Genomic DNA, 23,128 nt, shown 5'->3' on the forward strand with positions numbered 1-23,128 from the left:
CTCAGGAACGGCGGCTGAGCACGACGAACGCGCCGACGAGCACTGCGAGCAGCAGGATCTGGGTGGAGGCGATCACGGCGACGGAGTCGACCCCCAGCGTGATGGCGACGCCCGCGGCCGTCGTCGCCACGAGGGCAGTGACGCCGGTCCACATCAGCGCGCCCCGCAGGATCGCCTTGTCACGCTCGTCGGCGGTGCCCGTCATCGTCCGACCGGTCGTGCCGCCGGTATCCGGTCGGCGGCGCGCTCGCAGCGCGGCGCCGCCGAGGAAGGCCAGCGCGATCCCGCCGCCCAGGAGCGCGCCCGATGCGGCGTCGTGCTCGTCGGCCGCCGTCAGTATCGCCCAGACCACCGCGAGCCCGACGGCGGCGCAGACCAGCGCGATCAGGGTCGTGAACGACCAGCGGGGCCGGCGCTCGTCACGGGACGTCGACATGGAAGATCTCCTCGATGGTGAGCCCGAAGTGGCGGGCGATGCTGAAGGCCAGGGGAAGGGAAGGGTCGTAGCGGCCGGTCTCGAGGGAGTTCACGGTCTGCCGCGACACGGTGAGCGCCTCGGCGAGGGCGGCCTGGGACAGTCCCGACTCTTCGCGCAGGCGACGGATCTCGTTCCTCATGTCGCGACGACCGTGCGCACGGTGGGCAGCGCGGAGCCGACACCGACGACGGTCGGCACGCCACTGGTGGTCAGCAGGTCGGTCCCCTGGAGGTGCGTGAGTGTGGCGTCCATCGAGCGGTTCCCCCCGGTCCGGTGTGTCAAGCGACCTTGACGTGACAAGGGTGCTTGACATGCGTGTCGATGTCAAGCGACCTTGACGTATCTGGGCGAGGGCAGGCTCCTCCTTCCTTGCGACGAAGGAGAACGAGATGACCGCCGACACGAGCCTGGACCGCGAGATCCGGCGCATGAGCGTCCTGCATGCCCGCGAGCTGGCGAACGCTCGCCGCCGCACGAGCAGTGCCCGGTCGGCCGCGGCTCGGGCCGTCGTGCTCCGGGGCGGCGGTCGGACGTCGTCGCGACGCCTCGCGTCCTGAGCTCAGGCCGGACGCGCCCCGAACAGGGCGCTACCGACGCGCACCAGGGTCGCGCCCTCCGCGACCGCAAGCTCCAGGTCGCCGCTCATGCCCATCGACAGCTCGCGCGCGTCGGCGGTGCCCGGGGCGCCCGAGGCGACCACCTCGTCGCGCAGGCTTCGCAGCAGTGCGTAGCCGGCGCTCACCACCGAGGCGTCGGGGGAGTTGGCGCCTACGGTCATCCACCCGCCCAGCCGCAGCCCGTCCAGCGCACCGATCGCGCGGGCGAGCTCGACGGCGTCGCCCGGAGCGACCCCGTGCTTCGTCGGCTCACCCGACACGTTGACCTGCACGTACACCTCGACGCCGCTGGCCCGTGCGGCCAGGCGCTGCGCCAGGTCCAGCGACGCGACGGACTCGATGCACGACGCCCACCGCAGCGCCGCGTTGACCTTGTTCGACTGCAACGGGCCGATGAGGTGCGTCGTCACGCCCAGGTCGCGCAGCTGGGGTCCCTTGGCCACGAGCTCCTGGACGCGGTTCTCCCCGACGAGCACGGGGTGCGGGGCGCCCGCGTCGGCAACGACCGCCGCCCGGATCGTCTCGGCGTCCTGGGTCTTCGTGGCCAGCAGCAGACGCACCGAACCCGGGGGACGGCCGGCGGCGCTCTCGGCGGCGGCGATCCGGGCTCGCAGGCGGGCGAGCCGGTCGGCCACCGCGGCGGGGTCGACGGTCATGGGATGCCACCCTATCCGGCGCTCGTGGTGCACTCTGAGGTCGTGAAGACGCTGCTGAACATCATCTGGTTGGTGCTCGCCGGGTTCTGGCTCGCGCTCGGCTACGTCCTCGCGGGGATCGTGTGCTGCATCCTCATCCTCACCATCCCGTTCGGCATCGCGTCGTTCCGGATGGCGAGCTACGCGCTGTGGCCGTTCGGCCGGACGGTCGTCGACAAGCCGACGTCCGGCGCGCTGGCGTTCATCGGCAACGTCGTCTGGTTCCTCGTCGCGGGCTGGTGGCTCGCTCTGATGCACCTCGTCACGGGCCTGCTGGAGGCGGTCACCATCATCGGCATCCCGCTCGCCCTGGCCAACTGGAAGATGGTGCCGATCTCGTTGGCGCCGCTCGGCAAGCAGATCGTCCGGGACGAGGCGTGATGCGCGCGCGGGACCTGGGCATCACCGGGGCGTGAGTCGGACGACCCGTGCGCCCCCGGCCCACGCCGCGTGCAGGTCCGTCGGGTCCGCGCTTCCGTCCCGGCCCACCCGAACCCTGCTGAACCGGGCGAACGCCGGGTTCGCGGCCGCCATGCGCGCGAAGGTGCCCACGACGTCCGCCTCCTCGGTGGACGTCTCGACGTCTGCCCAGGCGAGCCGGCCCTTGAGCCGGACGGCCACGCGGTCGCCGGTCCGGAGGTTGCGCGCCCAGCCGAAGCTGGTGCCGACGAGGAGGTCGGGACCGTCGGCCAGGTAGGAGACGGGAACGGCGTACCGGCGCCCGCTCTGTCGTCCCACGACGTACAGGGTGACCAGCCGCCCGCCGACGATCCGGTTCAGGCCCGGGATGCGCAGCAGGCCTCGGACGACCAGGTTCACCAGTCGCTGACCGCGGATCGTCCGTGCCGTCGGGGTCGGCGGTCGGTCAGTCATCGTGGTGGGTGGACACGGCTCGGACGGGCGGGAGCGCGGTGGCCCTGGTCGGGACCATCCGGGAGACCGCACCCGGGAGGGGGCCGACGGTGAATGCACTGACGGCTGGACCGACCGACACCGTGAGGAACGACGCCACGGCCGGGACCTCGTCGGGGACCTGGACGACGGACGTGCCGGCGTCGAACCGGGAGTCGACCACACGCATCGAGGTGCTCGTCGGCTCGGGTGGTGTGAGCGAGGTGGCCCACCAGGCGTCGACGACCACCTGAGCCGGCTCTCCCAGCACCAGCCGCACGGTCCTCGTCGCGGGGTCGTATGCCGCACCACCGTCGCCATTCCCGGTCGCGCCCTCGACCTGACGCGCGATCAGGCCGGGGATCCCCGCGAGCCCCTGGACGAACGTGACGCTGTCGTTGACGGTCGAGATCTGGTCCCGGAGGTACTGCTTCGTGCCCGGTGGCACCATGCCTCCGAACACGACGACGTCGAGGTCGGCGGGGTCGTAGTCCGCCAGCACGTCGTCGAACTGGTTGGTCGCGTCGGCGCGGAAGCCCGTGCGCCGCAGGATGTCCACGGCGTCGAGGATCACGCCCGGGCTTCTCCCGATGACCAGCACCCGTTCGGTTCGGCCGGTGGTTGGATCGTCCATCGCGCGGGCTCCTTGGAAGATGTTGGCGCTGCCAACATAATCCATGTTGGCGCGGCCAACAACTGCTAGCGTCGGGACGTGCCGATCCACGATCAACAGAGCCGCACGCCTGCCCGCGTGAAGGACCGCCCGACCTGGCTCATCAGCCGTGCCTTCGCCCGCTCCTCGGGCCTGCTCGCCGCCGCGTTCGAGTCGTCCGGCAGCGGCCTGCGCAGCTACCACTACCGCATCCTGGCCGCGCTCGACGAGTGGGGTCCGGCGAGCCAGGCGGACCTGGGCCGCGGGACCGGGATCGATCGCAGCGACGTCACCGCAGCCGTGTCCGAGCTCGAGTCGCGTGGGTTCGTCGCGCGGTCTGCCGACCCCGAGCACGGGCGTCGGAACATCGTCAGCCTGCTGCCTGCGGGAGCCGAGCAGCTCCTGGCGCTCGACGATGTCATCGACGCGGTGCAGGAGCAGGTCCTCCGCCCCCTGAGCCCTGCCCAGCGCCGCCAGCTCGTGGCCCTGCTGCTGAAGCTCCTGCCAGACCAGGGTGGGCCGACGAACGGATGACCCTGGATGCACTACGGGCTCTCGGGCCCGTCCGGGTGCTCGTCCAGCCACTGCGTGGCGAGCGTCTTCGGGGCGGTCGCCAGCCACGCCTCAGCGACCGCGTCCGTGAGCTCGTCGACGTCGATGTCGTCGAGCCGGACCAGCACCGCGGGATAGCCGTTGAAGTGCGGCGTGACGAAGTAGGCATCGGGCCGGCGCGCCAGGAGCTCGTCCTTCGCGTCGAGCGTCCCGGTGTGCACCATGAGGATCGGACCCTCCGGCACCGCGTCGCCGAGGGCTTTGAGGTCCGCCGGTCGCAGCCGTCGCTCCTTGACGACGACCTTGCCCCGCACCGACCAGACGAGGCCGTCCTGTGTCGTCTCGGGCAGCGCCGAGGCGATCGCGGCGACGTCCTCGAAGGTGGCCATCGGAATCAGGCCGACGCTCGTGCGATGTCCGCGACGGTCGCGCCGGTCAGGCGGACCAGGTCGTCCGGGGAGAGCTCCACGTCGAGCCCGCGTCGACCCCCCGAGACGAACACCGTGTCGAACAGCCAGGCGGTCTCGTCGACGACCGTCGGGTGCGCGCTGCGCTGGCCCAGGGGCGAGATGCCTCCGACGACGTACCCGGTGGCGCGCTCGGCCGCCTGCTTGTCCGCCATCGCCGCCTTCTTGCCGTCCACGGCGTGCGCGAGGGCCTTCAGGTCGAGCTGGCCGGTCACCGGCACGACAGCGACCGTGAGCGTGCCGTCCACCGTCGTCATGAGCGTCTTGAACACCTGCTCGGGCGGCACGCCGATCGCCGCGGCCGCCTCGAGGCCGTAGCCGAGCTCGGAGGCCGGGTCGTGCTCGTAGGCGTGCGCGGTGTGCTCGACGCCCGCGGCGGTCAGGGCGACGAGGGCAGGCGTGCCGGTCGGTGCGTGCTTGGACACATCGGCAAGACTGTCACAACGGTCCGACAGCCGTGATCCGCAGCTGGACCTCGCTCGTCTCGTCGGACCCCGCCAGGTCCACGACGGCGTCGATACGCCAGTCGTGGTCGCCCTCGGGGTCGTCGAGAAGCTGGCGGACGGTCCACGCGGCCCGGCTGGGCGTCACCTGGAACAACGCCGGTCCGCGCGCGGGCGATCCCGTGAGGATCTCGTCGTGGTCGTCGTAGAACGGGTCCAGCGCGTCGCGCCACCGGTCGACCGTCCACGGCTCGCCGTCGGCGTCCAGGTCGCCCAGCTGCGCCAGCCCGCCGTAGAACTCGCGGGCGGCCAGCTCGACACGCCGGAACAGCGCACCGCGGACGAGGGCGCGAAACACGCGCGGGTTCGCCGTGATGGGCTCGGGCACGTCCTCGTCCAGACCGCCGGGCGCATCGGCACCGTGCTCGTCCAGCGGGTTGGACAGCCGCTCCCACTCGTCGAGCAGGCTCGAGTCCGTACGCCGGACCAGGTCGCCCAGCCACTCGATGAGCTCCCAGAGCTCTTCCGTCCGCGCGTCCTCGGGAACGGTCTGGCGCAGGGCACGGTAGGCGTCGGCGAGGTAGCGCAGAAGGACGCCCTCGGTGCGGTCGAGCTGGTAGTAGGCGACGTACTCGGCGAAGCTCATGGCGCGCTCGTGCATGTCGCGGACGACCGACTTGGGGGACAGGGCCAGGTCCGCGACCCACGGGTTGGTCTGCCGGTACGTGACGAACATGGCCTCGAGCAGCTCGGCCAGCGGTTTGGGGTAGCTGACGCCCTCCAGCAGGGCCATGCGCTCGTCGTACTCGATCCCGTCGGCCTTCATCGCGGCGACCGCCTCGCCGCGGGCCTTGTTCTCCTGCGCCGACAGCACCTGGCGGGGGTCGTCCAGGGTCGACTCCAGCACCGACACGACGTCGTGCGCGTACGCCGGATCCTCCTGGTCGAGCAGGTCCAGGGCCGCGTACGCGAACGGGGAGAGCGCCTGGTTCAGCGCGAAGTTCGGCGGCAGGTCCGTGGTCAGGCTCAGGCCCCGGTGACGGTGCCCGAAGCCGTCGTCGATCCAGGGTCGCTCGATGACGCCGGCCGCCTTCAGGGACCGGTAGACGGCGACGGCGCGGCGCACGTGCCTGCCCTGGGCTCCGGCGGGCTCGTGGTTGTCGGTGAGCAGCCTCGTCATCGCGGCGACGGCGTCCGTGCCCTTCGCCTGCCTCGCCAGCACGTTCAGGACCATCGCGTGCGACACGGCGAAGCTGCTGGTCAGCGGCTCGGGCGGGGCGTCGCGCAGGCGCTCGAACGTCTTGTCCGTCCAGTTGACGTGCCCCTCGGGAGCCTTCTTGCGGACGATCTTCTTGAGCTTCTTCGGGTCGTCGCCGGCCCGCTCGAGCAGCTTGCGGTTCTCGATGACGTGCTCGGGTGCCAGCACGATGACCTCGCCGACCGTGTCGAAACCGGCCCGGCCCGCGCGCCCGGCGATCTGGTGGAACTCCCGCGCCGACAGGTGCCGCATCCGGACGCCGTCGTACTTCACGAGGCTGGTGAGCAGGACCGTGCGGATGGGCACGTTGATGCCGACGCCCAGGGTGTCCGTGCCGCAGACCACGGGCAGCAGCCCCTTCTGCGTCAGCCGCTCGACGACCCGCCGGTACTTGGGCAGCATGCCCGCGTGGTGCACGCCGACCCCGTGCCGCAGCAGCCGGTTGAGCGTGCGGCCGAATCCGGGACCGAACCGGAACCCCGCGATCTCGTCGCCGATCCGGTCGCGCTGCTCACGGCTGGCCAACGGGGTGGACAACAGCGTCTGCGCGCGCTCGACGGCCTCCTTCTGCGTGAAGTGCACGACGTAGACGGGGGCGCGGCGGGTCTTCACCAGCTCGTCGAGCAGCTCGTGCAGCGGCTCGATCGCGTAGGTGAACGTCAGCGGCACCGGGCGCTCGGCGTTCGCGATGACGGCCACGGGCTGGTGCGTCCGGCGGGTCAGGTCCTCCGCGAAGAAGGCGACGTCGCCGAGCGTCGCGGACATGAGCACGAACTGGACCGTGCTGAGCTCGAGCAGCGGCACCTGCCACGCCCAGCCGCGCTGCGGGTCGGAGTAGAAGTGGAACTCGTCCATGACGACCTGGCCGACGTCGGCGTCGTCCCCGTCCCGCAGCGCCACGTTCGCCAGGATCTCCGCCGTGCAGCAGATGATCGGCGCGCCCGGGTTGACGGCCGAGTCGCCGGTCATCATGCCGACGTTCGCCGACCCGAACGCCTCGACGAGGGCGAAGAACTTCTCGCTCACCAGGGCCTTGAGGGGGGCGGTGTAGTAGGTCCGGCGACCCTGCGCCAGCGCCACGAAGTGGGCCGCGACGGCGACGAGCGACTTGCCCGACCCGGTCGGGGTCGACAGGATCACGTGCGCGCCGGTCACCAGCTCGAGCAGCGCCTCGTCCTGGTGCGGGTAGAGGGCGAGCCCCTGGTCCTGCGCCCAGCCGGTGAACGCCTCGTACAGAGCGTCGGGGTCTGTGGGGTCTGCCGGGATGCGTTCGGTCAGCGTCGGGGTGCTCATCGTGGGTCGATGGTCCCACGCGCGCAGGAAAGGGCGGTCAGCTCCAGCGCCACGAGGCGATCATGGCCTCGACCGTCGGTCGCCGGGGGTCGTCGGGGCTGTGCATCCACTCGACGACGAACAGGTGGCCGTCGTGCTCGACGGCCCACTGCGTCGTTGTCACGTTCGCGCTCATGCGCAGGTCCTTGCGCACCGCATCGCCGAGCGCGCTGTGCTCGACGACGGGATCGCCGGCGATGTGCGAGTCCGCGGGGTGCCGACGCTGCCGGTCCGTGAACTCGTCCAGGGAGCCGGCCTGGGGCATCTCCTCGACCACCCCGAACTGCGACCACTCGGGCCGTGGTGCGAGCTGCACGGTCACGATCGTCTCCTCCTGCTTGCCCTCGACCGGGGCGTCGAAGGAGTAGAGGTCCCCACGCTCGCCGTGGCCGACGACCCGGACGGGCAGGTCGATGCCGGTCGGCGGGCTCAGGGTCTCCACGGCGAGCGGTGGCAGTGGCGGTGGGGCTGGCTCGCGACTCGTCCAGACGAACGCCGCGACGCCGGTCAGCACCAGGCCGACGACGGGAACCGCGACCCTGCGGATGATGGGCACGCGCCATTGTGGCGGCCGGTCCCGGCGACCGTCCCGGCGGTCACCCGATCAGCGCAGGGAGCAGTCAGTCGACGGGGGTCGGCGTCCCCAGGTCGAGCCAGCGGACGTCGGCGCCCGTCGCGGCCAGTGCCGGCTCGAAGGTGTCCCGCCCCCGGAAGTGTGACCAGCCCTCGTAGTGCACCGGGACGACGACACGTGGCTGCAGCAGGTTCACCACCTCGGCGGCCTCGGAGGCGTCGAACGTGAACCGCACCGGGCCGGTCACCCCGAACTTCACCGCGCCCAGGTGCAGTACCGCGACGTCGACCTTCAGCCGCGACGTGACCTCCCGGACGCCGTCGAACAGCACCGTGTCACCGGACACCCACACGGCGACGTCGTCGGAACCCTCGACCTGGACGGCGAACCCGACGACGTCCCCGACGATGGGCTGGCTGAACCGCGGACCGTGCCGACCGGGGGTCGCGGTGATCGTCAGGGTCGGTCGACCGGGTGCCTCCAGGACGGTTGTGGCCCAGGGCGCGAGTCCCTCGGCACCGGCGCCGAGGCGGCGGGCGCCCGAGACGGTGGTGAGCACCCGGGCGACCGACGGCAGCAAGGTCCGACCCGCGGCATCGAGGTTGTCGTGGTGCTGGTCGTGGGACAGCAGTACGGCGTCGACCGTGCCGAGGTCCGACGGCTGGAGCGCAGGGCCGCTGAGCTTGCGGGCCCGGGCGCCGTAGCCCATCGAGTACGTCCGACCCGGCGCCTCGAACGTCGGGTCGGTGAGCAGACGCCAGCCCTCGATCTCGATGAGGAGGGTCGGTCCGCCGATGTGCGTGAGTGTCGGTGCGGTCATGTCGGCATCGTGTCGGAGCCCAGCCGGTTGCCCGGGGAACCAGCACAGAACTGAGACGGCGCCCGGCCGAGCGTCGACCTACCATCGAGCCGTCGGACGGCGAACGTTGCGTCGGCCCGCGACCGAGAGGCGGTGGAACAGATGTCCGTGAGCCTGTCGAGCGTGCGTGACCGGGCCGGCACGGAGCTCTTCCTGCGCGTCGCCGGACCCGACGGCCTTGCCCAGCGCGACCGGATCCACCTGACCCCCGGCCCGCGCTGGTACCTGCCCGGCTCGCCGATCCGCACGGTGCACGGCGATGCCTCGATGTTCGTCGGCGGCATGCGGGCCCTGCTCCTGCAGTCGCTGCACCCGGCGGCCATGGCGGCCGTCGCCGCGCACTCCGGGTACAAGGGTGACCCCTGGGGCCGGCTCGCCCGGACGAGCACCTTCCTCGCGGTCACGACGTTCGGCACGGCCGACGACGCGCAGGCCGCGATCGACCGGGTCCGCGCCGTCCACGAGCGCATCCGTGGCACCACGCCGGAGGGGATCGCCTACGTCGCGTCCGACCCGACGCTCCTGCGCTGGGTGCACGTGGCCGAGGTGGACAGCTTCCTGCGCGCCTACCGGTTGTACGGGCAGCACCGGATCGACGCGGTCGACGCCGACCGGTACGTCGCCCAGGCCGCTCGGGTCGCCGTCGCCCTGGGCGCGGAACGGGTGCCCACCTCCGTCACCGAGCTGGCCTTCGCCCTGCGGGAGTTCCGGACGGCCCTCGGGCCGTCCGCCGCCGCACGCGAGGCCGCCGACTTCCTCCTGCACGAACCGCCCGTTCCCCGGACGCTGCGGCCCGCCTACGCCGGGCTTGCACGGGCGGCCGTCGCGTCCCTGCCGCTGTGGGCGTGCGAGCAGCTCGGCGTGCGGCACCCCGGACCGGTCGGCCGCGCCGGCGCGCGTGTCGCGGGTGGGGCAGTGACGCGACTGATCCGCTGGATGCTGGGCCCGGACGACGCCCGCCGCGTCGCCGGCGGCGGACGCCCCTGACGAGCCCCTAGCCCGAGCTTCGGACGGTTCCGTCCTGGACCGAGCCGCACACCGCGAGCAACCGTCCGCGCAGCACGTTGCCGCGCTCCGCGAACACCTTCTGCGCCGCGGCGTACGTCGCCTTGCCCTCCGCGGTCTCGATCGCGACGGGGTCGAGCCCGTACGAGGAGACGTCGTACGGAGACGCCTGCATGTCGAGCGTGCGGATGTCGCGGGCGAGCTCGAAGCAGTCCAGAAGAAGGTCGCCCGGCACCACCGGGCCGAGCTTGGTGGCCCACTTGTAGACGTCCATCCCCGCGTGCAGGCAGCCCGGCTGCTCCAGGTCGACCTGGTTCGCGCGCGTCGGGTGCAGCGTGTTGAGCGGGACCGCCTCGGGCGTGAAGAACCGGTAGGCGTCGAAGTGCGTGCAGCGGATGCGGTGCGACTCGACGACCGCGTCGGTGCCGGCGGCGCCGAGGCGCAGCGGCAGCGGGTGTCGGTGCTCGTCGTCCCCCTCGCGGTAGACCATCGCCCACTCGTGGAGCCCGAAGCAGCCGACGAACGCGGGACGCGAGCTGGTCGCGCCGAGCAGACCGGCGATGAACCGGAGCGAGTCGCCGCGCTCGGCCAGGTAGCTCTCGACGTCCAGGCTGACGAGGCCGTCGGGATCGGTCGCGTACCAGCGCCACTGTGCGTGGGGGACGGGGCCCGGAGCGAGGACGACACCGGCGCCGGGGTGCCAGCGGCGCAGTGCGCCCGGGGAGACCGGGTAGTACTCGAACAGGAAGTCCTCGATCGCGTGCGTCTCGTGCCGTGACCTGCGCGCGCGACGACCAGCCGTGAACGCGTCGGCGCGGGCAGCGTGCTCGTCGGCGAACGACTGCCAGGTGTCCTGCTCGAGGACGATGCCTCGGCGCGGCGCACTGGTGGTCATCTCACCAGGGTAGGCAGACTGACCCGATGCTCATCGCCACCGCGATCTTCGCCGTGCTCGCCGCCCTGGTGCACGTCCTGTTCTTCGCGTACGAGTCGGTGCTCTTCGAGCGGCCCGCGGTGCACGCGCGGTTCCGCACGCGGACCCAGGACGTGCCTGCCGTGCGGCCCTGGGCGTACAACCAGGGCTTCTACAACCTGTTCCTCGCGATCGGGACGACGGTCGGGGTGGCGTTCGCCTTCAGCCAGGAGGATGTCGGGCTTGCGCTGGTCCTGTTCGGCTGCGGGTCGATGCTCGCCGCGGCAGTGGTCCTGGTCACGGCCGACCGACGCATGGCACGGGCCGCGGTGACACAGGGCCTGTTCCCGCTGCTCGCGGTGGTTCTCGCCGTCGTCACCCTGATCGCCTGACGTTCCCGACGGACGGACCCCCAACGTCGGACAGCGCGACAGTCGTTGTCTGTGCAGGACGTCGATGGGACGAGGGGCATCGTGGCAAGACACTGGGAGGACCTGCTCGAGCAGGTCGTGCGTGAGCGGTACCAACGGCTGCTCGCGCACGCGACGCTCGTCAGCGCGTCGCGCGCCGATGCCCAGGACCTGGTCCAGGAGTCGCTGATCGCGGCGTTCTCCGGGAAGGCCCGGTTCGGTTCGGTCGAGCAGGCCGAGGCCTACGTCCGACGGGCCATCGCCACGCGGGCGATCGACGCGTCCCGGCAGCGGGCCCGCGAGGCGCGCCTGATGGCACGAGCGGCGGGTCGTGCGACGGAGGTCGCCGTCGTGGAGGACCGGCTGCCCGGCGCCGACGTCGTCCGCGCGCTCGCGGCGCTGAGCCCGCGTGAGCGGGCGTGCGTCGTGCTCCGGATGATGGAGGACTTCTCCGTGGTCGACACAGCGGCGGCCCTCGGTCTCAGCGAGGGCGCGGTCAAGCGGTACACGTCGGACGGAATCGCGCGGCTCAACGCCACGCTCGGCACCACCTCGGCGCCGGTCGAGCGGATCGACGTGCAGCAGACACCTACGGAGGTGCGCAATGAGCGATGACCTGCAGGCGCGCCTCTCTGAGGCGGCCCACGAGATCGAGCGGACGGCCGCGCCGCTGGATGCCCTGTCGGTGCAGCGGATCCGGAGCGTCGCGCGGCGTCACCGGGTGCAGCGCCGTACGACGCAGTCGTTCGCGGGGGTGGCCGCGGTCGCGGTGCTCGCGCTGGTGGTGACGCTGGGCGCCGAGCTCCGGGACGACCCGGCTCCGGTACCGCCCGCCGTGACGCGGACGCCCACACCGACTCCGGCGACGCCGACCCCGGCGCCGACGCCCACAGCGACGCCCACGGCGACGCCGACGCCGACGCCGACCCTCGCGGGCCCGCCGGTCCGGGCGGCGGACCTCAGGGACTCGGACGTCGTCGCTCACCTGCAGCACCCCCGGACCGGAGAGGTCTGGGCGCCCGCCACGGCGGCGCCCGAGTTCGCGACGCAGATCGGCAGCTACGACACGGCCTACCGGATGGGTACGCGTGGCGACGCCGAGATCTTCATGACGGTGTCGGGCCCGGGCTATGCCTGGGGGGACACCGTGACGGGTCTCTACGAGCGTGATGCGTCCGGGGTCCGCCTCATCGCGTGCCCGAGCGCGCGGTCGGGCGATCCGTGCGTGCTCGCGGCGAACTCCCTGCCGACGATCCCTCGGGACGAGTCGACCTTCTACGACTCGCTCACGCTGCCCGCGAAGGTCTCGCTCGCTCCCGGGTTCGAGCTGACGACCGCGGCCACCCGGGAGCTGAACGGCACCTACGGCCAGCCGTACGGCAGCCTGCCGAACCGGGACGCGACAGCATCGGACGAGCAGGTCGACCCGCTCCGCGACCTCGGGGCGCTCGACCTCGTGGCTGTGACGTGGGGGTCCGAGGTATCCGGGCTGAAGAACCTCTGGTACGCGTTCACCACACCGCTGGGCACCCAGGTGCGGCTCGAGGCGAACGATGTCCCGGCGGGCGACTTCGCGAGCATCCGGTGGGACGACGGGGTCGACCCCGGCTCCGTCGACAAGCAGGGCCAGCCGGTCGTCACCTACTCGCCCGGTGCCGGTCTGTGCTTGCCGGCGCGGTACGCGGTGGACGGTGCCCACGACCCGACGCAGTGGCGCCGGGCGGGTACCAGTGCCGACGGGCTGTCGGTCTATCTCCCGGTCGACGGTGGGAACCCGACCTCACGAGCCGTCCGGGCCTGGCAGGAGTCGAACTCGTGGACCTACTCCGAGGAGGTGGGCGGCATGGTCACCGGCGCGGACGCGGGCTACGCGTTCCCCACCGACGAGTCGTTCCTCGCCGCACGCGCGCTCTACGCGGTCTCCGGGCCCGACGGGCAGTGGTTCCTCGTCATGCGGTCGGACGCCCAGCAGATCGTCTACGAGTGCGCGTAGTGCGTCGGAATCTCGCATGTCGAAACGTTTTGTTCCGGTTGTTGAAATCTGACCACCCGAGATGATTAGAGTTCGATGTGAACTCTCCGGCGCACCCTGACGTCTACACCCACGGACACCACGAGTCCGTGCTGCGGTCGCACCGCTGGCGCACGGCCGAGAACTCCGCCGCGTACCTCCTGCCGGCACTCGTGCCGGGCTCTCGGCTGCTCGATGTGGGGTGCGGTCCGGGGTCCGTGACGATCGACCTCGCCGCACGGTTGGGCACCGGGTCGGTGGTCGGCGTCGACACCTCGTCGGCCGTCGTCGAGATCGCCCAGAAGGCCGCCGCGGACGCCGGTGCGACGAACGTCGAGTTCCAGGTCGCCGACGCCTACGAGCTCCCGTTCGAGGACGACTCGTTCGACATCGTGCACGCGCACCAGGTCCTGCAGCACCTCAACGACCCCGTCACCGCCCTGCAGGAGATGCGCCGGGTCGCGCGCCCGGGCGGGATCGTCGCGGTCCGCGACGCCGACTACGCCGGCATGACCTGGTACCCGCAGTCGAACGGCCTGGACGACTGGCTCGCGCTCTACCACGAGGTCACGCAGGCCAACGGCGCCGAGGCGAACGCCGGGCGCAGGCTGCTGTCGTGGGTCCGCGAGGCCGGGTTCGACCCTGCGGGCATCGTGCCGAGCGCTGGTGTCTGGTGCTACGCCACCCCCGAGGACCGCACCTGGTGGGCCGATCTGTGGGCCGACCGCTCCGTCGCGTCGAACTTCGCGGCGCAGGCCATCGCGCACGGCCTTGCCGACGAGGTCGGCCTCGAGCTGCTCGCCGACGCCTGGCGCGAGTGGGGTGCTCAGCCCGAGGGCTGGTTCGCCGTGCTGCACGGCGAGGTGCTCGCCCGCGCCTGATCTACCGACCGGCGGGCGAGCACCTCGACGGTCAGGCCCGGCGTCGCCGGGAGAAGGCCACGGCCGCCGCGCCGAGGAGCAGCGCGGCAGCGCCGACGAACCCCGGCGTCAGGTCCGAACCGGTGTTGGCGAGGTCGTCGTCCGCCGAGGCCTGCGCGGTCGGGTCGTCCGCCGAAGCCTGGTCGGTCGGGTCCGTCGGGACCGCGGGCGGGTCGGTCGGGCCCGCGGTCGGGTCGCTCGGGACCGCGGGCGGGTCGGTCGGGTCCGCGGGCGGGTCCCTGGGGTCGGTCGGGCCCGTGGGCGGGTCGGTCGGGTCGGTCGGGACCGCGGGCGGGTCCACGGTGACGAAGGCCGTGCTCGGCGCGGTCGTGACCGTCGTCCCCACGCCGGCGACGGAACCACGCGCCCACGCCGTGCTGGAGACCGTGCCGTTGGCGATGTCGTCGTCAGTCACCAGCGTCACGACGGATGGCTCGTCGCAGGTGAAGGTGTCTCCTCGGGCCAGGTCGACCGTGCCGCAGGCGAGGACGTCGCCGTTCGCCGTCTGGATGGTGACGTCGTGGAGGTCGACGGCGGAGTCGTTCACCACGGTGTAGGTCCAGTGCACGACGTCGCCGATGTCGGCCAGGCCGTCGTTGTCGGCGTCGTAGACGAGCGTCGCCGTCGTCGTGATGGTCCCGTGCGGCGCCGTCAGCGTCGCGGGGGCGAAGGACTCGGGGGAGATGAGCGTCTCGCCGGGCACCTTGCCGTGGGCGGTCGCCGGCTCGGAGTAGACGAGGGGGTCTCCGGGGGTGACTGCGGCGTCGACGCTGTCCTGGAGGTCCTGCGCGGTGACGACGTGCGTCCCTGTGCAGATGGTGGAGGCGCCGGGAAGCAGCACGGAGGTCTGGCAGCTCGGCGCCGCGACCGACGGGTCGTCGATGCCGAGCTCCGTGACCGTGCTGGCCCCGGTGTTGTAGACGACGTACTCGTAGGGGATCGTCTCGCCGATGACATAGCCCCCGGGGTGCGCCCCACCGTTCGGGATCTGCTTGGTGACGCTGAGCTCCTTGAGGGGCACCTGCGTGTCGACGTGCACGTTGCGCACCAGGTGCACGTCAGTCTGGCCGCCCGTGGAGGCCGAGAACCCGAACTTGTACGTCGGGGGCGCGGGGGTGGGCATGGTCGCGGTCAGGACCTGGACGAAGGTTCCCGACCCGAAGTCCATGCTCACGGTGACGGCAGGCCCCGTGGTGCTGTTGTCGGGCTGCGGCGTGATCGACACCTGCACCCGCCGCTGCATCGCGGCCGTCGTGCCCGACGTGTCGGACGGGGGCCCAGGCAGCGTGCTCCGCAGCGACGCCCCGACGGGGAGCCCCGGGGCGGTAGAAAGGTTCGTCGAGGCGAGGAGGCAGTAGCCGTTGACCCAGTCGGTCGCGGGGTAGGTGTCGCCGTCGATCGGAGACTGGGTCTTGAGGCGTCCCGGGCCCCGCAGCGACACAGCGTTGGGGCTGAGGTACTCGGCCGGGACCGAGGACTGGATGGCGCGCGACTCGCACCCCCGCCCTCGGGCCTCGTTGTCGTTGCTGAAGTTCCCGTACGCGTCGAGGCCGACGCCCAGATACCCACCGGCGACGCCGGGGGCGATCGGCCCGTTCGAGGCGTTGTCGTCCGCACCGCGCTGTGCGTAGCCGAGCGAACCGCCGGAGCCGCCAGGGTTGATGAGGTTGTAGGTGCCATCAGTGAGGAAGAACGCGATGCCGTCGGCACCCGTACCGCCGTACTGGACCTGGTCGAACGTCACGACGAGCCCCGCAGACGCCGGCAGCGGCTTGTCGTACAGGAGCGAGCCTGCGACGCCCTCCCACGCGCGACCCGTGGTCTTGGCGGTCAGCTGGAGCCACCCAGAGTCGCGACTGGCCGACGGCAGCGGGATGGGGCCGGGATCGAGGTCGCGGTCGTCCGAGTGGGCGTTCTGGCACGTCAGCCGGTCGGTGTTCTCGGCTTCGGTCAGGCAGGCCCGGTCGAGGAAGCTGTAGCCGGCCGGTGCGGCGCCGGTCTTGAAGTCCCACATTCCCAGCGTCGTGCCGCCGCCCGGCGCCCCGGCCGCGTTGGCTGCGGTCACACCCGCGGCGAGCAGTGCGACCGCGAGCACCGCCGAGGCGGCGGCCTTCGTCGAGCCGATGGGCTTTCGCGGACGCCGATCGGATCGGTGTGCTGCGCGGGTTCTCATGAGTGCTGTCCTGCCTTGTGAGCGTGGAAACTGTTCAGGATCTGACAAAACCTAGGTGCTAGTACCCATGTGATCGGGCGGTGTCGGGCCTCATGAGGTGTGACGTCCGTCGGACCAGGGTGAAATCCCGACCGTCCAGGTGGACGTAAGCGGTCGAATACGATGAGTCGTGCGCATCGCGAGGTTCACCACCGGCCAGGACCCCCGCTACGCAGTCGTCCAGGGTGATCCCGGCTCCGAGGAGCTCGTCGTCATCACCGGGGACCCGCTGTACACGCCGGTCCAGCCGACCGGCGAGCAGATCCGGCTCGACGACGACAGCGTCCGTCTGCTGGCACCCGTGATCCCGCGGTCCAAGATCGTCGGCGTCGGCCGCAACTACGCCGACCACGCCGCCGAGCTGGGCAACGAGGTGCCGTCGGCCCCGCTGCTCTTCCTCAAGCCCAACACGTCCGTGATCGGCCCCGACGACCCGATCGTCCTGCCCGACTGGACCGAGCACGTCGAGCACGAGGCCGAGCTGGCGATCGTGATCGGCAAGGTCACCAAGGACGTCCCCGCGGACCGCGCGCTCGACCACGTCTTCGGGTTCACCGTCGCCAACGACGTCACGGCCCGCGACGCCCAGCGCGCCGACAGCCAGTGGACGCGCGGCAAGGGGTTCGACGGCTCCTGCCCGATCGGCCCGTGGATCGTCCCGGGTCTCGACGTCGACGACCTCTACGTCCGCGCCCGCGTCAACGGCGACCTCAAGCAGGACGGCCGCACGTCGCAGATGGTGTTCGACGCCGCCTTCCTCGTGTCGTACGTCTCCGAGGTGTTCACGCTCCTGCCCGGTGACCTCATCCTCACGGGCACCCCCGCAGGCGTCAGCCCGATCGTCGACCGCGACATCGTCGAGGTCGAGGTCGAGGAGATCGGTGTCCTGCGCAACCCGGTCCTGCGGCGCCGCTGACCGCCGAGCGGACGGATGACCAGGCGGCGGGCCTGACCGCACCGCCCGACTAACCTGGAGCCCGTGACCTCCCCCGCCGTGCGTGTCCGCTTCTGTCCCTCGCCCACCGGAACGCCGCACGTCGGCCTCATCCGCACGGCTCTGTTCAACTGGGCGTACGCGCGCCACACCGGGGGCACGTTCGTGTTCCGCATCGAGGACACCGACGCGGCGCGGGACTCGCAGGAGTCGTACCTGCAGCTGCTCGACGCGCTGCGGTGGCTCGGCCTGGACTGGGACGAGGGCGTCGAGGTCGGGGGCCCGCACGAGCCCTACCGGCAGTCGCAGCGCTCGGACCTGTACAAGGACGTCGTGCGTCGACTCGTCGAGGGCGGGTACGCGTACGAGTCCTTCAGCTCGCCCGAGGAGATCGAGGCGCGGCACAGGGCTGCCGGTCGGGACCCGAAGCTCGGCTACGACGGCGCCGACCGCGACCTGACCGACGAGCAGAAGGCGTTCTTCCGCGCGGAGGGCCGCGAGCCCACGCTGCGCCTGCGGATGCCCGACGACGACATCACGTTCACGGACCTGGTCCGCGGCGAGATCACGTTCCAGCCGGGCTCGGTCCCCGACTTCGTCATCGTGCGCGCCAACGGTCAGCCGCTGTACACGCTGGTCAACCCGGTCGACGACGCCCTCATGGGCATCACGCACGTGCTGCGCGGCGAGGACCTGCTCTCGTCGACCCCCCGTCAGATCGCGCTCTACCGCGCACTGCTGGAGCTGGAGATCGCGAGCGTCATGCCCGTGTTCGGCCACCTGCCGTCGGTGCTCGGCGAGGGCAACAAGAAGCTGTCCAAGCGTGAGCCGGAGGCCAACCTCTTCCTGCACCGCGACCGCGGCTTCACGCCGGAGGGCCTGCTCAACTACCTGGCGCTGCTCGGCTGGTCGATCGGGCCCGACCGCGACATCTTCACGATGGCGGAGATGACCGCGGCGTTCGACGTCGCCGACGTCAACCCGAACCCGGCGCGCTTCGACCAGAAGAAGGCCGAGGCCATCAACTCGGCGCACATCCGGCTCCTCGCGCCCGACGACTTCCGGAATCGTCTTGTGCCCTACCTGCACCGCGCCGGCATCGTCCCCACGGACTCCTACGCCGATCTCGAACCCGCGCACCGCGCCCTGCTCGACGCGGGCGCGCCGCTCATCCAGGAGCGGATCACGCTCCTCGGTGAGGTCGAGGGCATGCTCGGCTTCCTGTTCGTCGCGGACGACGCCCTGCAGATCGCCGACGATGCGCGAGCGGCGCTGCGCGAGGAGACGCCGGCCGTGCTGGACGCGTCGCTCGCCGCCCTCGCCGCGATCCCGGCGGACGGCTTCACGACGGAGGCCACACAGGCCGCCCTGCAGGCCGCCCTCGTCGACGAGGGTGGTCTGGCGCTCAAGCCACGGTTCGCGTTCACGCCGCTGCGCGTGGCGATCAGCGGCCGGCGCATCTCGCCGCCGCTGTTCGAGTCGATGGAGATCCTCGGCCAGGACGCCACGCTCGCGCGGCTGAGGTCGCTGCGAGAGGCTGTGTGAGATGACGACGATCCGGGTGTCCGACGAGGTTGCCGACGCGATCCGCGACGGGCGGCCCGTCCTGGCACTCGAGTCGACGATCTTCACGCACGGCCTGCCGAGGCCGCGCAACCTCGAGGTGGCGCTGGAGGCGGAGGCGAGCCTGCGGGCGCAGGGAATCGTCCCTGCGACGATCGGCGTCTTCCGCGGCGTCCCGACCGTCGGGCTCAGCACGCCGGAGGTCTCCGAGCTCGCGTACACCGACGGCATCGACAAGGTGTCGCTGCGCGACCTGCCGGTGGCGATCGCGCTCGGCCTGCACGGCGGCACGACGGTCGCGGCGACGGCGTTCCTGGCGCATCGCGCGGGCATCCGGGTCTTCTCGACCGGCGGGCTGGGCGGCGTGCACCATGGCGCGGCGGAGTCGTTCGACGAGTCGGCGGACATGACGGTCCTGGCGGCCACCCCGATCCTGGTGATCAGCGCCGGGGTGAAGTCGATCCTGGACGTCGCGGCGACGCTGGAGCGGTTCGAGACGCTCAACATCCCGGTGCTCGGGTACGGCACCACCCGCTACCCGGGCTTCTACGTCTCCGACTCCGGTCACTCGATCGGCTACTCGGTGGACACGCCGCAGCAGGTCGCCGCGGTGATCCAGGCGCGCGACGCGCTCGCCCTGCCGCAGGCGATCCTGCTGGCCAACCCGGTGGCAGAAGACAAGCAGCTGCCGCCCGAGGAGCTCGACGCGATCCTCGACCGGGCCTGGACGCAGGCGGCCGCGGAGGGGATCACCGGCAACGCGACCACCCCGTTCCTCCTCGACTTCATCCAGCGCGACACGGGCGGGCGCAGCCTGGACGTCAATGTGGAGGTCTACCGCGGCAACGTGGCGCTCGGCGGCCAGGTGGCCGCGGCTCTCGCGAGCTGAGCGGGTCGACACCGTGCTCGGCGTCACGGGCGACCTCGTCGAGGACGTCGTCGTCTGGCTCGCCGAACCGTTGCGGCACGGGACGGACGCCCGCGCACAGGTGTTCCGCACCCCCGGGGGGAGCGGGGCGAACGTCGCCCGGTTCGCCGCGGGCCTGGTCCCGACGAGGTTCCTGGGCTGCGTCGGCCCGGACCGGACCGGGGACGCGCTCGTCGACGAGCTGACCGCCGCCGGCGTCGACGTGCGCGTGCGCCGCACCGGACGGACCGGGACGGTCGTGCTGCTGATCGACGAGACCGGCGAGCGCACGATGTTCCCGGACCGGGCGGCGTCCGCGCTCCTGGACGACATCCCGTCGGCGTGGCTCGACGGGCTCGACCTGCTGCACGTCCCCGGCTACTCGTTCGAGGGCGGGCCGACCGCGGCCTCCGTCGACACGGCGATCCGGGAGGCCCGGGTCCGCGGAATCCCGGTGTCCGTCGACGCGTCCTCGACCGGCATGCTCACGCACTACGGCGTCGACGCCTTCCGCGCGCTCCTGGCCGACCTGGCCCCCGACCTCCTGCTCGCGAACGCGTCGGAGGCGGCGCTGCTCGGCATGCAGATCTCGCCGCGCACGACGGTCGTGGTGAAGGCGGGCGCCGACCCGACGGTCGTGCACCTGCCGGACGGTGCACGCCTCGAGATCCCTGTGCCACCGGTGCCCGACGTCCGTGACCTCACCGGCGCCGGGGACGCGTTCGCCGCCGGGTTCCTGGCCGCGTTCGTGGTGGGCCGCGACCTGCGGACGGCATGCGACGCGGGCCACCGGAGCGCAGCCCGGGTGCTGTCCTCCCCGGGCGCGACCACGAACGGTTCGTGACTAGCCTGGCGCCGTGAGTCCGCACCAGATCGACGGCATCCTGTTCGACATCGACGACACCCTCGTCGACACACGCGCGGCGTTCGGCACCGCGCTGGCGACGATCGCCCGGCGGTACCTGCCGGACGTCACGCCGGACCAGGACGCCGACGTGGTGTCGTTCTGGCGGGCCGACGCGAGCGACCACTTCGGGCGCTACACGCGCGGGGAGATCGGCCAGGTCGAGCAGCGGATGTCCCGCGCCAACGAGCTGCACGAGCGGTTCGGCGGCCCGGCCCTCGACGACGAGGGCTTCGCGGCCTGGGACGGCGTGTTCGACTCGACGTTCCGGGAGGCATGGTCGGCGCACGAGGACGTCGACGCGGTCCTGGGACGTCTCCTCGACGCGGGCCTGCACCTCGGCGCCCTGACCAACGCCGCGACGGCCTACCAGACCGACAAGCTCGAACGCACCGGCCTGGCCGACCGCATGCCTCTGCTGGTCGCGCTCGACACCCTCGGCTTCGGCAAGCCGGACCCGCGGGTCTTCGCCGAGGCCTGCCGCCTGCTGGGTACGGACCCGGGGCGCACCGCCTACGTCGGCGACGAGCTCGACGTGGACGCCGCGGCGGCTCGTCGGGCAGGCCTGATCGGAATCTGGCTGGACCGACCGTGCGCGCGCCGGCTGCCGGTCACGGACGAGGAGATCGTGGCCGCGGGCGTGCTGGTCATCTCGTCGCTCGACGACCTCCCCGGCCTGCTCGGGATCTAGCCCGCAGCGGTCCCGTCGCGCTCGCCGTGCTCGCACAGCTGGCGACGTTCTGGTGGTGTGCGCGCACGAGCACGCGTCTGATCCACACCTGGGCGGGTCTGGTCGGGGTGCCGTACGACCCCATGGCCGAGGGGCTCACGGCCCTGACGCCCGAGCAGGTGGCGACGGTGCAGTCCGCGTTCGCCCGGGGCGAGCTCGACGTGACGCCGTGAGCGTGTGGCGGTCGTGGGTCGGGGTGCACCTGTGGCGCCCTGCGGCGGTCCTGCTCCTGGCGACGGCGCTCGCCGCCGCCCTGACCCGCGCGCTCGTCGTCGATCGGGTGGGGGCGCAGCCCCTGGTCAATCCCGTTGCGGTCGTGCTGCTGCTCCCCGTCCTCGCGGGGGTGGCCGTCGCCGTGGGGTGCGTGGGTCGGCGGCTCCGGTTGCCGGACCCGCCGCGGGCGCGAGCGGCCCGGGGCGCGTGGGTCGTCGGCCTCACGGCGTCGGCTGCGCTCGCGGTCGCGCCGGCGGCCCGAGCGGCCGCGGTCCAACCGGCGGCGGTCGTCCGGAACGTGCTGCTGTGCACGGCGCTCGCGCTCGCGGCGGTGGTGGCGGGCCGACCCTCGCTCGCGTGGCTCGGCCCGCTGCTCTACACCACTGTCGCCATGCAGTTCGGGGGCGCCGACCGTGGCGGCCGCCTGTGGTGGGCCGTGGCCATCGATCCCACGTGCAGCGCCATCGCCTTCGCGGTGGCTGCGACGCTGTACGGCGTCGCGATGGCGGCGTTCGTCGTGCGTGCGCCGCGCTCCTCGCCCTGACCAAGGGACTGCGGTGACTCAGGACTTGCGCTGGTCCATCTTCAGGCCCTCGAACGAGTGCTCGGTGTGATGTCGCGGCAGCTCGGCCTCGGTCTCGGCGACGATCTCGTGGCTGAGGTGCGGGCGCAGGGTCGGGTCCACGCGGTCGTAGGCCTCGGCGGACAGCCGGATGCGCGGCGGGTGCGGGTCGTCGGGGTCTCGGAGGCGGTCGACGATCGCGCGGTCGTCGGGCGAGACGATGCCGAGGATCATGACCGGGCGCATGCGGGAGCCGTTGCCCATCGCTGAGCCGCGGTGCAGCATCAGGCCGGACCGGACCGAGAAGTTGCCGCCCTTGGCGAAGAACGCCTGCAGGCGCGCGTCGTACTCGGGGGTCCGCTCGTCGGGCGGGAACATCGCGCCCTCGAAGTCCTCGCCCGGGTCGAGCTGCGTCCCGAGGACGCCCTGGAACGGTCCGTCCACGACGTCGACCGCGGAGGCGTTCACCGCGATCGACGTCAGGCGGCCCTCGTCGCGCGTCGCGGCCGGCATGGGGAAGTCGCGGTGCCACGGCTGGTTCTCGGCACCCGGCAGAGGGATGTCGGACCCCAGCTCGACGATCTGCCAGTCCGGGCCGAACATGTGCTCGGCGAGCGACGTGACGACCGGATGCGTCGCGAGGTCCCAGAAACCACGCACCCGCTCGGCGTACGGCTCGAAGTAGAACCGGTTCCAGCCACGTGGCGCCGCTCCGCCGGGGCTGCGCAGCGCGTCCATGAACTCTCGGGCGAGGTCCGCGTCGAGGTCCCGGGCCCAGTCCGGCGGGAACGCCCCACGGACCACCGTGATGCCCTGCTCGTAGATCTCGCGGCTCAGGTCCTCCGCGCGGTACTCGTGCGCCGTCCGCTCCGTCGTCGTCGCCATCCTCGACCTCCCGGTCGACCGCCCGCGCGCCCGTACGCGGGCTCCCGGACAAGCGTAGGCACGTCCCGACGCCATGTCAGACCGGGTGCCGCAGCAGCGACGGGCGGGGCGCGTCGTGCCGCGGAGACCGTCGCCGGCCTG

Annotated in this window: 28 protein-coding genes; 15 read left to right on the forward strand and 13 right to left on the reverse strand. The window is 72.1% G+C overall.

Going from position 1 to position 23,128, the window contains the following annotated elements; genetic code table 11:
- Position 1: 1 nt before the first annotated feature.
- Positions 2–436, reverse strand: coding sequence for a hypothetical protein (locus tag I847_RS25405; RefSeq protein WP_051274501.1), 435 nt, complete (start codon positions 434–436; stop codon positions 2–4).
- Positions 420–617 carry a helix-turn-helix transcriptional regulator gene (locus tag I847_RS0105445; RefSeq protein ID WP_028048885.1) on the reverse strand — a complete coding sequence of 66 codons (198 nt, stop codon included), beginning with the start codon at positions 615–617 and terminating at the stop codon, positions 420–422. Before I847_RS0105445 ends, I847_RS25405 begins: the two co-directional genes overlap by 17 nt.
- Positions 618–867: 250 nt before the next feature.
- Between I847_RS0105445 and I847_RS26620 the strand changes: the two genes are divergently transcribed.
- Positions 868–1,035, forward strand: a complete 168-nt coding sequence (locus tag I847_RS26620) for a hypothetical protein (protein ID WP_155856025.1) — start codon at positions 868–870, stop codon at positions 1,033–1,035.
- 2 nt (positions 1,036–1,037) lie between these two features.
- Here the strand turns inward: I847_RS26620 and I847_RS0105460 are convergent, their stop codons facing one another.
- A complete protein-coding gene (locus I847_RS0105460) occupies positions 1,038–1,751 on the reverse strand; it encodes a YggS family pyridoxal phosphate-dependent enzyme (RefSeq protein WP_028048886.1) in 714 nt (237 codons plus the stop codon).
- Between the two features lie 42 nt (positions 1,752–1,793).
- Between I847_RS0105460 and I847_RS0105465 the strand changes: the two genes are divergently transcribed.
- Positions 1,794–2,171, forward strand: a complete 378-nt coding sequence (locus I847_RS0105465) for a YccF domain-containing protein (protein WP_028048887.1) — start codon at positions 1,794–1,796, stop codon at positions 2,169–2,171.
- 21 nt (positions 2,172–2,192) lie between these two features.
- Here the strand turns inward: I847_RS0105465 and I847_RS0105470 are convergent, their stop codons facing one another.
- Positions 2,193–2,663, reverse strand: a complete 471-nt coding sequence (locus I847_RS0105470) for a nitroreductase/quinone reductase family protein (RefSeq protein WP_196804486.1) — start codon at positions 2,661–2,663, stop codon at positions 2,193–2,195.
- Positions 2,656–3,315, reverse strand: a complete 660-nt coding sequence (locus I847_RS0105475) for a hypothetical protein (RefSeq protein WP_028048889.1) — start codon at positions 3,313–3,315, stop codon at positions 2,656–2,658. The genes I847_RS0105470 and I847_RS0105475 overlap by 8 nt, the downstream gene beginning before the upstream one ends.
- Before the next feature lie 78 nt (positions 3,316–3,393).
- Here I847_RS0105475 and I847_RS0105480 point away from each other — a divergent pair, with 78 nt between their 5' ends.
- The gene (locus I847_RS0105480; RefSeq protein ID WP_028048890.1) at positions 3,394–3,867 is read left to right on the forward strand and encodes a MarR family winged helix-turn-helix transcriptional regulator; all 474 of its coding nucleotides are present in this window, start codon (positions 3,394–3,396) and stop codon (positions 3,865–3,867) included.
- Between the two features lie 11 nt (positions 3,868–3,878).
- Here I847_RS0105480 and I847_RS0105485 read toward each other — a convergent pair whose 3' ends face one another.
- The 5 genes from I847_RS0105485 to I847_RS0105505 all read right to left on the reverse strand — a co-directional run bounded on the left by I847_RS0105485 (position 3,879) and on the right by I847_RS0105505 (position 8,779).
- Positions 3,879–4,274 (reverse strand): MmcQ/YjbR family DNA-binding protein, encoded by a 396-nt coding sequence (locus I847_RS0105485; protein WP_028048891.1) that lies wholly within the window; start codon positions 4,272–4,274, stop codon positions 3,879–3,881.
- Between the two features lie 5 nt (positions 4,275–4,279).
- A complete protein-coding gene (gene ybaK / locus I847_RS0105490; protein ID WP_028048892.1) occupies positions 4,280–4,777 on the reverse strand; it encodes a Cys-tRNA(Pro) deacylase in 498 nt (165 codons plus the stop codon).
- A gap of 13 nt (positions 4,778–4,790) precedes the next feature.
- Positions 4,791–7,346, reverse strand: coding sequence for an RNA helicase (locus tag I847_RS0105495; protein ID WP_028048893.1), 2,556 nt, complete (start codon positions 7,344–7,346; stop codon positions 4,791–4,793).
- Positions 7,347–7,383: 37 nt separating this feature from the next.
- Positions 7,384–7,941: a hypothetical protein gene (locus tag I847_RS0105500; protein WP_028048894.1), complete on the reverse strand. Its 558-nt coding sequence runs from the start codon at positions 7,939–7,941 to the stop codon at positions 7,384–7,386.
- Positions 7,942–8,005: 64 nt separating this feature from the next.
- Positions 8,006–8,779 (reverse strand): MBL fold metallo-hydrolase, encoded by a 774-nt coding sequence (locus tag I847_RS0105505; protein WP_028048895.1) that lies wholly within the window; start codon positions 8,777–8,779, stop codon positions 8,006–8,008.
- A 141-nt stretch (positions 8,780–8,920) separates the two neighbouring features.
- Between I847_RS0105505 and I847_RS22095 the strand changes: the two genes are divergently transcribed.
- Positions 8,921–9,805, forward strand: coding sequence for an oxygenase MpaB family protein (locus I847_RS22095; protein ID WP_034609276.1), 885 nt, complete (start codon positions 8,921–8,923; stop codon positions 9,803–9,805).
- Positions 9,806–9,812: 7 nt separating this feature from the next.
- Here the strand turns inward: I847_RS22095 and I847_RS0105515 are convergent, their stop codons facing one another.
- A complete protein-coding gene (locus I847_RS0105515) occupies positions 9,813–10,718 on the reverse strand; it encodes a hypothetical protein (RefSeq protein WP_034609277.1) in 906 nt (301 codons plus the stop codon).
- A gap of 26 nt (positions 10,719–10,744) precedes the next feature.
- Between I847_RS0105515 and I847_RS0105520 the strand changes: the two genes are divergently transcribed.
- From I847_RS0105520 to I847_RS0105535, 4 genes are all read left to right on the forward strand, one after another.
- Positions 10,745–11,128 (forward strand): DUF1304 domain-containing protein, encoded by a 384-nt coding sequence (locus tag I847_RS0105520; RefSeq protein WP_028048897.1) that lies wholly within the window; start codon positions 10,745–10,747, stop codon positions 11,126–11,128.
- Positions 11,129–11,209: 81 nt separating this feature from the next.
- A complete protein-coding gene (locus tag I847_RS0105525; RefSeq protein WP_028048898.1) occupies positions 11,210–11,761 on the forward strand; it encodes an RNA polymerase sigma factor in 552 nt (183 codons plus the stop codon).
- Positions 11,751–13,139: a hypothetical protein gene (locus tag I847_RS27035; RefSeq protein ID WP_028048899.1), complete on the forward strand. Its 1,389-nt coding sequence runs from the start codon at positions 11,751–11,753 to the stop codon at positions 13,137–13,139. The genes I847_RS0105525 and I847_RS27035 overlap by 11 nt, the downstream gene beginning before the upstream one ends.
- A gap of 77 nt (positions 13,140–13,216) precedes the next feature.
- Positions 13,217–14,038: a methyltransferase domain-containing protein gene (locus I847_RS0105535; RefSeq protein WP_028048900.1), complete on the forward strand. Its 822-nt coding sequence runs from the start codon at positions 13,217–13,219 to the stop codon at positions 14,036–14,038.
- A gap of 31 nt (positions 14,039–14,069) precedes the next feature.
- Here the strand turns inward: I847_RS0105535 and I847_RS0105540 are convergent, their stop codons facing one another.
- On the reverse strand, positions 14,070–16,250 hold the full coding sequence (locus I847_RS0105540) for an LPXTG cell wall anchor domain-containing protein (protein WP_155856026.1): 2,181 nt from the start codon (positions 16,248–16,250) through the stop codon (positions 14,070–14,072).
- Between the two features lie 169 nt (positions 16,251–16,419).
- Here I847_RS0105540 and I847_RS0105545 point away from each other — a divergent pair, with 169 nt between their 5' ends.
- The 7 genes from I847_RS0105545 to I847_RS0105575 all read left to right on the forward strand — a co-directional run bounded on the left by I847_RS0105545 (position 16,420) and on the right by I847_RS0105575 (position 22,084).
- The gene (locus I847_RS0105545) at positions 16,420–17,205 is read left to right on the forward strand and encodes a fumarylacetoacetate hydrolase family protein (protein WP_028048902.1); all 786 of its coding nucleotides are present in this window, start codon (positions 16,420–16,422) and stop codon (positions 17,203–17,205) included.
- 63 nt (positions 17,206–17,268) lie between these two features.
- Positions 17,269–18,768: a glutamate--tRNA ligase gene (gene gltX / locus I847_RS0105550; protein WP_028048903.1), complete on the forward strand. Its 1,500-nt coding sequence runs from the start codon at positions 17,269–17,271 to the stop codon at positions 18,766–18,768.
- Between the two features lies 1 nt (position 18,769).
- Entirely contained in the window at positions 18,770–19,675 is a 906-nt protein-coding gene (locus I847_RS0105555) for a pseudouridine-5'-phosphate glycosidase (RefSeq protein ID WP_028048904.1), read from the forward strand.
- Positions 19,676–19,688: 13 nt separating this feature from the next.
- Entirely contained in the window at positions 19,689–20,537 is an 849-nt protein-coding gene (locus I847_RS0105560) for a carbohydrate kinase family protein (RefSeq protein WP_028048905.1), read from the forward strand.
- 13 nt (positions 20,538–20,550) lie between these two features.
- Positions 20,551–21,288: an HAD family hydrolase gene (locus tag I847_RS0105565; RefSeq protein WP_028048906.1), complete on the forward strand. Its 738-nt coding sequence runs from the start codon at positions 20,551–20,553 to the stop codon at positions 21,286–21,288.
- Between the two features lie 26 nt (positions 21,289–21,314).
- The gene (locus tag I847_RS0105570) at positions 21,315–21,500 is read left to right on the forward strand and encodes a hypothetical protein (protein ID WP_028048907.1); all 186 of its coding nucleotides are present in this window, start codon (positions 21,315–21,317) and stop codon (positions 21,498–21,500) included.
- Positions 21,497–22,084: a hypothetical protein gene (locus tag I847_RS0105575; RefSeq protein ID WP_028048908.1), complete on the forward strand. Its 588-nt coding sequence runs from the start codon at positions 21,497–21,499 to the stop codon at positions 22,082–22,084. The genes I847_RS0105570 and I847_RS0105575 overlap by 4 nt, the downstream gene beginning before the upstream one ends.
- Positions 22,085–22,102: 18 nt before the next feature.
- Here the strand turns inward: I847_RS0105575 and I847_RS22100 are convergent, their stop codons facing one another.
- Complete coding sequence (locus I847_RS22100; RefSeq protein WP_051274502.1) at positions 22,103–22,987, reverse strand: phytanoyl-CoA dioxygenase family protein; 885 nt, start codon at positions 22,985–22,987, stop codon at positions 22,103–22,105.
- Between the last annotated feature and the right edge of the window lie 141 nt (positions 22,988–23,128).

Origin of the sequence: Cellulomonas sp. URHD0024, assembly GCF_000426185.1 — a bacterium.
GTDB lineage: Bacteria > Actinomycetota > Actinomycetes > Actinomycetales > Cellulomonadaceae > Cellulomonas.